Raw genomic sequence first — 13,281 nt, 5'->3', positions numbered from 1 at the left:
TATTACCTCGATTAGCTGGGATTGCTTAGGTGGCATCAAACGGCAAACAGTTGTTGAATGCCACAGTACTCCTAAGTCAAATCCTAATTCAACCCCAGGGAACACTACTGGGACTATCACTAGGGAAAAAGGGAGACCAGAGTCTATGTGACTACCCAGAGTACTGTTTGAACAATCAATACTGGTGCCAATCAAATGGATCCGAAGACTCCACCTAACCATGGCGCTAGTCAATACAAGGTAAAACTAACTAAAGAAGGGGTTCTACCTAATGCATCAGAAAACGGTCGGTTTAGAAAAATCAGGGCAACCACCAGATTCCCTTGGCCAATACCCGACCCAGAAATCTTCCGAGGTTATTGAACACCTAATCGCGAACTGGTTGGATAAGACCCTATCAAATACACTATTACCAGAATTTAGTCAATCCTTCCAAATTCATAACTTTGATCTAGGTGATGAAATTATACCCTATCCTAGACGGGAGTTAAGCCAAAATTATGTTCAAAATGAACCAAATAAGTATTTTTACGTGGTCTGTTGCGGGCGGGTGCGGCTGCTAAGCTTTGATGGTGAAAAACAGCGGGACGTATCCGTACAGGTTCTTGAAGAGGGGGCAACCTTTGGGGCTGAGGAACTGTTGTGCAACCTATCTTATCCTTACCAAGCGATCGCAGCGAGTTCAGGACAGATTGCTCGGATGTCCTTAGCTGAACTGCAACCTTGGTTAGAACAGCTACCGGAGTGGCTCGAACACCTACAGCAACAAGCTCAGCACCGGCAACGCTTGATTTTCTTCAAGACCTTAACAGAATTGCGATCGCTTGACAGCATCACTCTACAGCAATTGTTGCCCTACCTGGTAGACACACGGATTTCCGCTGGGGAGTCCTTAGTTAAGTCTGGCCAAGTTGGTCGTTACTGGCTACGTAGTGGTCAGATTGAAAGGGGCGGAGTTCAACAGAATTGCCCACTAACTATTGCCATTGGCGAAAGTTGGGGCTATCCTCAGCCAGTACCGGAAGATTGGATTGCCCAAAGCGATTTATGGGTAACCTATCTCCCTCACGAACATTGGGAAACTGCCCAACTCCTGGCACCGGTGCTGGCAAAGTTGAGTCCACAGACGGGTCAAAGCTCTGAAAATGGACACCAGAAATCAGGGGCGACTAGCGCCATAGTTCACCAAATCCGTAATCAGCCGGGTCACAGAGTACCGCTAATTCCATCCAACCTCCCTACCAATGGAAATGCTGAAATACAAAGTAACTCGACCCAGGCTGAGTCTAAACTGATCCCATTTCCCGTACCGACGAAGCAGCGTTTTCTTCAGGGGTTGTGGCAACGCTATCCCTTCATTGAACAGCAATCGTCTTCAGATTGTGGCGCTGCTTGCTTGGCAATGATTGGACGCTACTGGGGCAAACGATTTAGCTTGAATTCCCTACGGAATCTGGCTGGAGTGGGGCGTTCTGGGTCATCCCTGAAAGGGTTAGCCAGAGCATCAGAAACCTTGGGATTTCAAGCTACTCCAGTTAGAGCGTCTTTAGCTCGCCTAGCGGATCGGAGTAACCCCTGGATTGCTCACTGGCAAGGTGATCATTATATAGTTGTCTATTCGGTCAAAGGGGAGAAGGTACTTGTTGCGGATCCAGCTGTGGGAAAGCGGACGCTTTCTCGACAACAATTTCTAGAGGGTTGGACAGGATATGCGCTGCTGTTGAATCCTACTCCCCAGCTAGCAGGGACTCCCAATCAAAAGATTTCTCTGAATCGCTTTTGGGGATTGCTATGGCCCCATCGCATAGTCCTGTTGCAAATTATCCTAGCTTCCCTACTGCTCCAGGTTTTTGGTCTGATTACCCCCCTGTTTACCCAAATCATTTTGGATCGGGTGGTGGTTAACAAAAGTGTTGTTACCCTCAATGTGTTTGCAATTGGTCTAGTCATCTTTGGCCTTTGGAGCATAGGCTTGAGTGTCACCAGACGCTACCTGCTGGATTACTTTTCCAATCGACTCAGTCTTACCTTTGTCAGTGGTTTTATTAAGCATACCCTCACACTACCCCTGAAGTTTTTTGAATCCCGCCAGGTGGGGGACATCCTGACCCGAGTCCAGGAAACTGGTAAAATTCAGGCGTTCCTGACTCAGCAAGCCATTGCTACTTGGCTGGATGTGGTAATGATGTTTGTCTATGTGGGGCTGATGCTCTACTACAACTGGCACCTAACCTTGCTGGTGCTGGCAACGATTGTACCGATTGCGATTTTGACCATAGTTGCCAGTCCATTTCTACGCCAAGTGTCCAGGGAAATCTTTAAAGAAGCGGCGGCACAAAACTCCCTGTTAGTAGAAATGATGTCGGGAGTAGCAACTGTCAAAGCAGCAGCGTCTGAACAAGAGGTGCGCTGGCGCTGGGAAGACCGCCTCACGGGTCAGTTGAATATGGTATTCAAAGGACAGAACTTGGCCAACGGCTTAGGGTCAGTCAGTGGCTTGATTAATAACCTCAGCGGCACGGCTTTACTGTGGTTCGGGGCAAGTCTGGTAATTCAGGAACAGCTCACCATTGGTCAGTTTGTGGCATTTAATATGCTCATTGGTCGGGTGATTAGCCCGATTTTGTCTTTGGTGGGACTTTGGGATGAGTTCCAGGAAATCTTGGTATCGGTGGAACGGCTCGATGATGTCTTGACCACCCAGCCAGAAGAGAATACCCAAAAACCCCTGATGCCATTGCCTGCGATCGCGGGGCATGTCCAGTTTGACAATGTCAGCTTTCGCTATAGTGAGGATGATGAACAATACACCCTTCAAAACATTTCCTTCGAGGTTGCCCCTGGAAAGACCATAGCCATTGTCGGACGCAGTGGCTCGGGCAAAAGTACCTTGGTCAAGCTGCTCCAAGGACTCTATCACCCAACTACAGGCCGTATTTTGATTGATAGCCACGACATCCGACATGTTTCTCCCCAGTCTTTGCGCTCTCAATTAGGTGTGGTACCTCAAGAATGCTTTTTGTTTTCAGGGACGATTTTAGAGAACATCACCTTATACAAACCTGAGTATAGCCTCGAACAAGGGGTAGAAGTTGCCAAATTGGCTGAAGCTCATGTGTTTATTCAAAACCTGCCCCTGGGATACAACACCAAGGTTGGGGAGCGAGGGTCTAACCTGTCTGGGGGACAACGGCAACGGATTGCGATCGCCCGAGCCTTGCTGGGTAACCCCAAGATTCTGATTCTCGATGAAGCGACTAGCTCCCTAGATACAGAATCCGAGCGACGTTTTCAACAAAATTTAGCTCGCATTAGTCGCGATCGCACTACCTTCATCATTGCCCACCGTCTTTCTACGGTGCGCAATGCCGACTCTATACTGGTCCTCGACCAAGGTCTGATCGCAGAGCGCGGTACCCACTCCGAACTCATGGCTGAGAAAGGTCTGTACTACCACCTAGCCCAGCAGCAGCTAGATCTTTAACCCTGGCATTTATCAAAGTTTGTAAATGTTTTTTGTAAAAAATCGCTCTCGGGGTGATCAGGGGTGATCAGTATATCCCCCACTGTCTTCAACATTGACTTTCACCAAGGTTCGTGTTCTCAGTTTAAATCAATAGACACAAAACTACCAGTGATTATGGGTGAACTACCATGAACAAACCACAACCATCTATCCCGTCTAGAGAGGGACTCCCTGAGGGACAAACCCCTCACCCTAATCTAACCTCAGCTGAGATTAGATCGATCTATGGGGGGACAGCGGTATCAGCACCACCACTCCCCCAATCAGCTAATCATGTTCAAAATCCGGTCACACCAACATCATCACTAGGGGCTACCAACACTGAAAACTGGTCAACAGCCCTACAAAATTTACTGGATCAGCCACCATCGGTACTGCCCCAGAGACTGCTTTTGGGAGGATTCGCCTTCTGTATGGTCTGTGGGGTTTGGGCAACCTTTGGGCAAATTGACGAAGTGGGTAAAGCCACAGGCAAGTTAGTGCCAAAAGGAGAAGTGTATAAAATTCATCCGATCCAATCCGGCAAGGTCGCCAAGATTGCGGTCAAAGAAGGGGAATCGGTTACCGCTGGGCAAGTCTTGGTGGAACTGGATAAAGAACTTGGCGCTACTGAAGTAGAGCGTTTGGAGCAACTGATCAATGCTGACCAAATCAAATTAATTCAGATGCAAGGGCTGATTGAAAACATCCACCAAGAAGCCCAAACCCGTCAGCAAATTGCCAAAGCGGACATTGACGCACAACAGGCCGCTATCGCTCAGGCACAGACTAAAGTAGCCGCCTTACGAGAACAACTGATCCAACATCAGCAGGCAAACGTCGCCAGTCAGGACAGACTAGAACGCCTAAAACGGCTCAAGGCGACTACCCAAGCACTGCTCCAGCAACGACAGGATGATGCATTTGCCCTTAAGGAACGCCTAGAGAATCTCAAACCCCTGTTAGCATCAGGGGCAATCTCAAAAGAACAAGTATTTCAAGCAGAACATAGCCTACGAGCGAGTCAGCGGGTGATTACCCAAACCCAACTGCAAGAAGCAGCCAGTAACCAAGACCAGATTTATCAAGCCCAGCAGAGTATACGCGATCGCAACAGCGCGATCACTCTGACTCACAGCGATCTCAACCAGACCTTAGCAGAAATCCAACGACTTCAGGCAGGTCTAACTCAGAAGCAAGCGGAAGTGCATCGGACTCAGCTAGAGACCAAGCAGAAACTTCAGCAGTTGGAGATCGAACTGACTCAACTAAATGCCAAAATTGCTGAAAACCGCAATCTGCTAACTAGTGCGAAAGCTAGGCTCAAACAAAAGTTTCTCTATGCACCGGTGGATGGAGTAGTTTCCTCCCTCAATGTTGCCAATATTGGTGAAGTCTTTCAACCCGGTCAAACCATTGCCGAAGTAGCGCCCCAAGATGCGCCCCTGGTGTTATCAGCTAGTTTACCTAATCAGGAGGCAGGCTTTATCAAAGAAGGAATGCCGGTGCAAATCAAGCTTGATGCCTATCCCTATCAGGAATACGGCATCATCAAAGGGAAAGTCACTTCCCTTTCTGCCGATGCCAAAACTGATCAACAACTTGGTTCGGTTTATGAGGTGGAAGTTTCCCTAAACCGTGACTACGTTACAGAAGACGATCAAATGATCCGATTCAAACCTGGTCAGACAGCCAAAGCTGACATCATTATCCGCCGCCGTCGGATTGTGGATTTCTTGTTAGATCCGATCCGACAGCTGCAAAAAGGTGGTGTCAATCTATAGCAGGACTAACGCAATTTAGCCATCGACATACTGCCTGTAGGGTAATGGGGGTGGTACTAAATCCAGGTCGATTAACCCTGATGGCACAACCAGTCAGGGAAGAGGAGTACAAGGGAGGAAAAGGGATTGACTGACAAGTCGTGGGCTTTGCCCAGTTAGGGAAATTTCTGCTCAGAGGTAGCATTGAGCACGGTCAGGGAAAAGCGGTTTGAATTACCTATGGATAAAGGATTTCACAGTCTTTTCACAAAATCTGATCCAAATGTTCACGAAATCTGATCAGAATTTTCATAAAGCTTTGTTCAAAATAGTCTTTACTGAGAGTGTTCCAAGTTTTAGAGGTTTGTCAGTCAACTAGGGGCAAGGGGGGAAGAATCTGGTGTTGTCCAAAATGGGGATGATTGATGGAGATTTAGAAGAAGAGAATCCTGATCTATCAATCGTTATTGATTGGTAAGAGATTATTCGAGATCACCCGATCACCCGATCACCCGATCAAGCCATCTTCGCAGGTTTCACAACTCAAATCAGATGGTTAGATCAGTACTCTAACTCTTCGCTTAATTGACCAACCAGAATCACTGACTATTGAAACTAGAGGTAGAGTTCAAGGGTAAATCCTGCAAATCCAATTCGTTGACCTTCAGATCAAAAAGAAATCATCATGAGTTACTCCATGCTTCGTCGTTCTAATCGCCCACTGGGCAAAACCCTAGATCCTGAAAAGATTAGTTTGATTGAAGAAGCAATTCGCGATCGCAAGTATTCCTGGGCTTGTGTTTTGATGCTGCGTTATTTGGGTCTTAACCCCTTAGAATACATACCGTCGCGAACCTACTGCCGATTGCGACGGGATAACGAGAAAATGGACTCACTCAATCCAGCTACAACCGACAGCCTTAAGCAGGATAGGGAAGATGCTCAGAAGTGCTTAAGGAACATTAAAGATCTCGACTATGCAAAGCCCCTTGACAGCAGAAGCCAACTAGTTCAAGGGGGCTCTAAAGAACAGTGGTTTAACAAAAAATTGCCAAAATTATACTCAAGTACTAGGAATATAAGGTGTTTCTAGGGACTGGTAATCTCACCGTAAGTATTCAGCTATCAGCCATCAGCCATCAGCCATCAGCTATCAGCTATCAGTCATCAGCTAATGCCCTACAGATGGTGCTACTTGAGATGCTTTTGAATAAGCGATGCAGAGGTGCGACCCGTGGCGAATTAAATTACGGGTCAAACGCACCATTACGGTCTTGGGGAGGCAGTGCGGTCTTGGGGAGGCAGCGCGGTCTTGGGGAGGCAGCGCGGTCTTGGGGAGGCAGCGCGGTCTTGGGGGTTTCCCCCATGAGCGACTGCCGTGCTTCCCCCCATGAGCAACTGCCGTGGTTTCCCCCACTCGCTATTGCATCAAGACAACAGGTAAGCATTGGAATAATGCTGAGTTACATCTGAATAAAACAGGTAAGCATTGCTTTAATCTCTGTTACTTCAGGATTAGGCTGACTGCTGACTGCTGACTGCTGAGTGCTGAATTCTGAATGCTTACACCTCACCAGGGCTGATAGCTCAATGCTGACAGTCCCCCAATCGCTGAATTTATAGCAGAAGTCAGAAGTCAGAAGTCAGAAGTCAGAAGTCAAACTCTTGCGCTTACTTAGGTTTGAGACTAATGTCGATGTCCTAACTGCCCTGGCGACTGCTATATTTTGTTTTTTATTAATTTTTTGATACTGCATAAATTAAATTGCATTAATACTCCCAAGTTATTTTTCCATAACTTGGGCATTTTTCATAACAATTTGTAACATTCAACTCTCCCTAAAACTTTACCGCCAAATTGGCTTGACAAGTGAGACAAATTAAATTAATAACGGTAGGATAAAAGTAACAACAACAAAACCATTGTTGTTAGCTACCTACCTAACTTAATCAAGGGTCGAACTAAAGTTTCCGCCAAATTGTCTTGACAAGTGAGACAAATTAAATTAAGAGCGGTAGGATGAAAATAACAACAACAAAAACCAAAGTTGTTGTTAGCTACCTACCTAACTTAATCAAGGCTCGAGCTAAATTTTCCGCCAAATTGGCGTGACAAGTGAGACAAATTAAATTAAGAACGGTAGGATAAAAGTAACAACAACAAAACCATTGTTGTTAGCTACCTACCTAACTTAATCAAGGCTCGAGCTAAAGTTTCCGCCAAATTGGCTTGACAAGTGAGACAAATTAAATTAAGAGCGGTAGGATGAAAATAACAACAACCAAGTTGTTTTTAGCTACCTAACTAATTTAATTAAAGTTTCCGCCAAATTGGCTTTACAAGTGAGACAAATTGAATAAGAAGCGGTATAATAAAACTAACAACAACCAAGTTGTTAAGTAAAACAAAACTAACAAAAGAGCAGACCAACCATGAATATTTCTGACCTAAATCACATCGAAGTTGTTAACGAAGAAACCAATATCCTTGGTGGATCCGGCCGGAAGTTCAACTTAAAAATTGACAAGGACGTTGACCTTCGTATCCGCGTCGATATCGATAAGTATGTTGACACAAGGGTAAGGGCCAAGGGCCGCCTAGCTAATGCTGAAGCCACTGCTGAGTTCAGGGGTCATAGCAAGAACTACGTCGTTGAAACTGAAAGTGACGCCTATGTCTATGGTGGTGGCGCTACTTCATTCTCTAACTCCGTCGTTGGAGTTGCTTAGGACTAAGGGAAATCCTGACCCTAGGGTGTATTGATTGCATCCAAAATCTGATTTAGGGGTGAAGCATTTATATCTATAAAATAACTCGGCGCGCCAATGCTTCCCCCTTTAATTAAGATCAATAGACAGACTAGACAAAGAATATCTGCTAGCTTCAGGAATTAGCAGGTAAATTTAGCTGTGTGGGCCTACATAAAAATCACCTTCTTTAGTTAAGTCTTTAGTTAAGGAAGGTGATAGTCATCAGTTTAGACATAGGTGCACAGAGAAGAGAATAATGATAATTAAGGATCTAGATTTTGCTCAAAAATCTACTCATAAAAACGGTATTTTTGGCGGTGCATCAGCGTCTGCTAATACTCTGACATTTGCTTCCAAGGATTTGGCATTAGCTGCAGCCGATGCAGATGCTAGGGGTAAGAGTGTTTCAGTCAACACTAGGACTAATACCAGAATAAATCCTAAGTTTGGGATTAGCACAACCAGAGCAAGGGCTGACGCTATTGCTATAACTCGCGGAGGAACTTCCCGTGCTGTGTCTGACAGTCGGTCTAGGTTTTCATATTACTCAAGCTAATTTTCAGAAATCCAGCTACAGCTCAATGGGGATATTCGGTAATAGGTAACGGGAAAGGGTTAAGAGGCGATGGGCTATGGTAAAAAAACGCTGGTCTATCGCCTAGCGCCTAGGGGAGATGAGGAGATGAGAGCTATGGATTTCAGCCTTTGATTTATCACGATAAACGGGTTTGAAAGGTCTTGTGGGTAAGTAATGAGAATACCCATTATCCTGATCACATCTTCATCACCTTTTATAATGTTTGGTGAGCGTAGGCTGATGGATGTCTAAATAATTACTAATCAATGATCAGACAAGTATCCGATTAGTGGAGCAGCGTTCTAGAGACAATTTATTGGCTAAGCTAATGACCATTTAATTGGCATAGTTTTTGAAATGAGCGATTTTTGTTGATAGTTAACAGTTGAGGCTTGGTAGAGGGAAGACCTGTCTGTGCAGCAGTAGAACAGTTAACGGTCAACACTCAACACTTAACACTCCACAAACCAGGTTCAACAGGTGCAGTTTAAGGGTAACACAAGGCTGATAGCCGATTAATAGCCATGGTTAATTTCAGCAGAACATTGACAATTCTTCCTCGTGTGAGTCTGATTAGAAAGAGTCTCGGAAAGAGTCTCACACAGAGGTTGACAAAGCCCATCACAGACAGCATCGAACAGAACCATAGTTTAACTACTAGTTCAACTGCGACTACAAACAATTTTTCAAACAATTTTTCCAGTATAATCAGAAACAATAGCCTCACTATCAATGGTAACGATCGTAGTAGGATAGTAACTAACGACTCACGAACAAATAGCACAAATAGCAGTTCATGGACTAATCGCTGGAGTTCAAGCAGTAGCGATCGCTTAACTAGAGGTATTTGATAGCACTGGTAATGGCATTGCTGATGCCACTTTGGTGAAATTCAATAACGATATTCTAGCTGTAGTCCAAGGAACCGTGGATGGACAGGGTGCAACCACCCTAACTAATGCTGATTTCATCACAGTATCTGATGCAATTTAAGCATAATATTGATAAGTATTCGGAATCACCCCATCCCTTACATTTGTTAACTCATCCGTTGCTCCATATATTGCCCCATTACCCGATCAGCTAAAATCTGAACAAGGAAAAGCTAAGCATGACTATTCTTTCTAGAGCATCCCTTGAACCACAGGAAATTACTGAGTTTCTGAAACGAGAAATCCAGCTAAAAGACGTCTCTGAGAAAATTTTGTATCAAAAAGTCATTAATCGAGCTGCTGTCGAAAGAAACCTAACCGTCACCGCCGAAGAAATTCAGGAAGAGGCAGATAAATTCCGTCACCAAAATCGCTTGGAGAAGGCTTCAGACACTCTAGCTTGGCTAGCCGATAATATGATTACTTCCGATGACTGGGAAGCCGGAATTCGCCAGCAATTGCTAGCTAAAAAGTTATCCAAATCTCTATTTGATAAAGACGTGGAAAAGTTTTTTGGTCAAAACCGACTAGATTTTGACCAAATCTTGCTCTATCAAATTATTGTAGCTAACGAGAAACTTTCCAAAGAACTCTTCTATCAAATTGAAGAAAAAGAAATTAGCTTTTATCAAGCCGCTCATATCTATGACATTGATGAGCAACGCCGACAGAAGTGCGGTTTTGAAGGGAAGCTTTACCGTTGGAATTTACGTCCAGATATAGCAGCGATTGTCTTTGGTGTACCTATTGGACAAGTGGTCAATCCGGTCAAAACTCCTCAGGGTTATCATATCTTGATGGTAGAAAGGTTTATCCCTGCTGAATTAACACCGGAAAGGTACGACGAGATATTGGATAGACTGTTTCAGGATTGGCTCAATCGTGAACTCAACTATATGCTTCATAGTGACACTATGGTTGATAAGGTTGAGAGTCAAACTGCGGAGGCGTTGGGTCAGTAGTGGAATGATTTAGGGTAATGGGTAATGGGTAAGTCAGCTATCAGTCGTCAGCTATCAGTCGTCAGCTATCAGCTATCAGCTATCAGCTATCAGCTATCAGCTATCAGCTCTCAGCTCTCAGCTCTCAGCTGATAGCTTACCCTTTAAAGTAGGTAAACCTCAATCAACAAAGCCATGGAGACATTAAATTATGATTCGCTCCGGGATAATCAGAAAATGGATAGTTTCACCAGATGGAAAGGTAGTAGTCCAAGCCGAAAGTAGGGCATTTGCATCTGGTGATCAAGTAAACACCAGTCAAGAGGTTACTGTGACCAGAGAGTCTGGCAGGAGTTATAGTAGAAGTTCCAGCTCTAGCTTTGCTTCTTCTACGGGAAAAAATAAGAGAGCAAAATCAGTAAAAAAATAAGGGAGCAAAATGCTCCCACTAGCGGTATTTTTGTCAACTAATGACTAATTATATCAAATCCGGTTGACTAATTATCATATTCCTGATCGGGGAATTAGTAATTGGTAATTTGGTAAGTATTAATGGGTAGTTAACGATTACTCATTACCGATTGCTTATGACCAACAATCCAGGAGTTGATAAGTGATTAACCGGACTTGATTATTAGTATGATTAATCCCTTAATAATTTTGACTTATCGGTAAAACTTTTAGTTTTTACTCGGTATCCAATGCTCAGTAAACCGAAGAAAAGTAAGCCTAGCAAGTTTGACGATTCAGGAGCTTTAACGGTTACCTTATTCGTTTTAGCTTCGACTAAGGTCAAATAAGTTGCTGTTTCGAAAGTGCGCTCATAATAACCCTGAACATCAGCCAGAGCAAATTCCTCTGTTCCTCCAAACAACTTAGTAAAGTCGTTATAAGCAAACACATTGTCACTGTGAGCAGACACAAGGAAATCATCATATCCTAGAGTCTCTAAATTACCAGAGAGAGCGAAGAAGTCGATGGGAGTACTCAAGTCATTGGTGTCATATAACTCGAAAACTACGGTGCCCTCGGCACTTGCACTTTCAGCAGGTGGATTGTCGATCATGGTGATTAGATCGAGAAAACCATTGAAATCGAAAGAAAAGGTTTCCCCTGCATCGACAAAGAAGTTGTAACCGATAAGTCCAGCAAAACTTTCCGCAATACCACGGTAGTTGCTTCCTTCACCCTCAGCGGTACTCAAAGATTTATTACGAGCTCGTTGTAGTGGATCGGGTGAATCAGGGTGAAAATTTGACTCCGCGTTCGCCTCAACAATCACCTCACCCCCAGTTGAAATCACAAAAGTGTCGGCTTCAGACATGGTAACCACTTCCAGAGGATCAGTACTAAAGTTTCTGAAGTCAAAGGATCCTTTAGACAAAGCGAAAGTAGCAGCCAAACTTGGTGCAGCAGCGAGAACGGAACCGGTTACTGTAGCGAACAGTAAGAATTTTTTAGCAATGGTTTTGTTCATTTTCATAATTTTCTGGGTGTTGTGGAATAAATTTCAAGCAGCGAAGTTTTTTTTAACTGCCTAAATTTGCGGTTCAATTTGGGAAATTTAAGGCACAATAATTGTTCTGATACTAGTGTTGTAATTGTTGTAATCAACAGTAAGCACAGATATTGATTGGTGCCAACACAAAATCCGGAAAATGATTATAAAGAATGGTAAAATTTTTACTTCATATCATTCTTTAGCCGGAAAAAATCCCTATTTATAGGTAAGTATTCAGATCAGGCAATGGCTGATAGCTGGTAAGCGTAGCATGCGCGTAGGGCGTTAGCTGACGGCTAAATACTTCCATTTATAGATTAAGAATAATCTAAAATTCGCTATTAATTATAAAGTCAGCGTAATTCTAAGTATAGATTATTTAAAGATTTTGTGAACTTAATTTACGGCAGTTAAATAATTTATCAAAAGCTTTGATTGGATGCTTAAACAGCTTTGAATAGCTTGTGTTTCATAATGGATAATAATTAATATGTAATCGTAAATCAACTAATAATTGCCAATTAAATTAAAAGATTACATGTCGGCTATAATCCTGAGATAGTCTGGATTTAGCCAATTAGTTTACGCAATTTATTAACCTAATTTTTATCCAACTTGGAGGGAATAATCAGGGATTTATTTTTCAGTAATTTAGTTCTCAGTAATTAAAACTATGCTCATGATTGTCTAGGTATAGTTGTGGAGCATAGCGACCTTAAACCTAGAGCTGGTAATGATTTTGGGACGCTTGTCTCCCCCCCAGAGCAATTACCGATTATAATAATTAGTCAACCGGAGATGATAAGCGCGTTTGTATTTGAGATGTAAACCTAGAAGGTCTTTTTTTATTGGAAAATAAAACTCCGGATCTCTTGCCCCTCTTGCCTGCCCCCCTTACTAAGGGGGGTTAGGGGGGATTCCTCTTGCCTTTTGCCTTTTTCTGCAATACGTGTGTTTACAACCTAGATCCAAACGCTATAGTATTATTTTATTCAGAGAAATTTGTGGGTTAGATCAAGCTCGGTTAATCCCGTCGTTTATCCTAAGACTATCAACGAATTAAGCTAGGGTACTTGAGCCGAGTTATGGATCATTTGATGGTGTTATGTTAAAATTAAGCATAATTTATATTTCAGCAATGGAAAACTTAAAGACAACTTAACTAGGAGTCCTGTTTCTAGTTTAAAGTGTCACGATTTTAAAAATCTAATCTCTGCTAATGCCACTAACTTTGAGAACGTCAGTAAGTGTAGGACAGTAAGTCGGTAAACCAAAGGTGGTTGGATTAACGGGGTTGTGATAAATAAAATA

General features: G+C 43.5%; 8 protein-coding genes. 7 read left to right on the top strand and 1 reads right to left on the bottom strand.

The genetic code is table 11. The features are described from left to right. Window positions 1–271: 271 nt before the first annotated feature. The 7 genes from F6K37_RS18250 (at window position 272) to F6K37_RS18220 (ending at window position 10,490) form a co-directional block, all read left to right on the top strand. Entirely contained in the window at window positions 272–3,484 is a 3,213-nt protein-coding gene (locus tag F6K37_RS18250; RefSeq protein ID WP_287251491.1) for an ABC transporter transmembrane domain-containing protein, read from the top strand. Between the two features lie 170 nt (window positions 3,485–3,654). Then, window positions 3,655–5,289 carry a beta-barrel domain-containing protein gene (locus F6K37_RS18245; protein ID WP_008178913.1) on the top strand — a complete coding sequence of 545 codons (1,635 nt, stop codon included), beginning with the start codon at window positions 3,655–3,657 and terminating at the stop codon, window positions 5,287–5,289. 664 nt (window positions 5,290–5,953) lie between these two features. Next, window positions 5,954–6,361 carry a HetP family heterocyst commitment protein gene (locus F6K37_RS18240; protein ID WP_044492142.1) on the top strand — a complete coding sequence of 136 codons (408 nt, stop codon included), beginning with the start codon at window positions 5,954–5,956 and terminating at the stop codon, window positions 6,359–6,361. Further along, window positions 6,352–6,741, top strand: coding sequence for a hypothetical protein (locus tag F6K37_RS18235; protein ID WP_287251489.1), 390 nt, complete (start codon window positions 6,352–6,354; stop codon window positions 6,739–6,741). The genes F6K37_RS18240 and F6K37_RS18235 overlap by 10 nt, the downstream gene beginning before the upstream one ends. Window positions 6,742–7,701: 960 nt before the next feature. Then, window positions 7,702–7,998, top strand: coding sequence for a hypothetical protein (locus F6K37_RS18230; protein ID WP_287251487.1), 297 nt, complete (start codon window positions 7,702–7,704; stop codon window positions 7,996–7,998). A gap of 277 nt (window positions 7,999–8,275) precedes the next feature. Continuing rightward, window positions 8,276–8,575: a hypothetical protein gene (locus F6K37_RS18225; protein ID WP_287251486.1), complete on the top strand. Its 300-nt coding sequence runs from the start codon at window positions 8,276–8,278 to the stop codon at window positions 8,573–8,575. A gap of 1,132 nt (window positions 8,576–9,707) precedes the next feature. After that, on the top strand, window positions 9,708–10,490 hold the full coding sequence (locus tag F6K37_RS18220) for a peptidylprolyl isomerase (protein ID WP_008178926.1): 783 nt from the start codon (window positions 9,708–9,710) through the stop codon (window positions 10,488–10,490). 622 nt (window positions 10,491–11,112) lie between these two features. On the opposite strand, the gene F6K37_RS18215 is transcribed toward F6K37_RS18220, so the two are convergent. Beyond that, window positions 11,113–11,952, bottom strand: a complete 840-nt coding sequence (locus F6K37_RS18215) for a hypothetical protein (protein WP_287251485.1) — start codon at window positions 11,950–11,952, stop codon at window positions 11,113–11,115. Between the last annotated feature and the right edge of the window lie 1,329 nt (window positions 11,953–13,281).

It is taken from the genome of Moorena sp. SIO4E2 (assembly GCF_010671945.1).
Lineage (GTDB): Bacteria > Cyanobacteriota > Cyanobacteriia > Cyanobacteriales > Coleofasciculaceae > Moorena > Moorena producens.
Note: the sequence above shows the minus strand (reverse complement) of the source record. Positions and strands in the feature narration are given on the sequence as shown.

What these genes read in the sequence shown, in the direction of transcription:
- F6K37_RS18215 (WP_287251485.1), bottom strand. Translation starts at nt 11,952, where the DNA reads ATGAAAATGAACAAAACCATTGCTAAAAAATTCTTACTGTTCGCTACA.
- F6K37_RS18240 (WP_044492142.1), top strand. Translation starts at nt 5,954, where the DNA reads ATGAGTTACTCCATGCTTCGTCGTTCTAATCGCCCACTGGGCAAAACC.
- F6K37_RS18230 (WP_287251487.1), top strand. Translation starts at nt 7,702, where the DNA reads ATGAATATTTCTGACCTAAATCACATCGAAGTTGTTAACGAAGAAACC.
- F6K37_RS18220 (WP_008178926.1), top strand. Translation starts at nt 9,708, where the DNA reads ATGACTATTCTTTCTAGAGCATCCCTTGAACCACAGGAAATTACTGAG.
- F6K37_RS18225 (WP_287251486.1), top strand. Translation starts at nt 8,276, where the DNA reads ATGATAATTAAGGATCTAGATTTTGCTCAAAAATCTACTCATAAAAAC.
- F6K37_RS18245 (WP_008178913.1), top strand. Translation starts at nt 3,655, where the DNA reads ATGAACAAACCACAACCATCTATCCCGTCTAGAGAGGGACTCCCTGAG.
- F6K37_RS18250 (WP_287251491.1), top strand. Translation starts at nt 272, where the DNA reads ATGCATCAGAAAACGGTCGGTTTAGAAAAATCAGGGCAACCACCAGAT.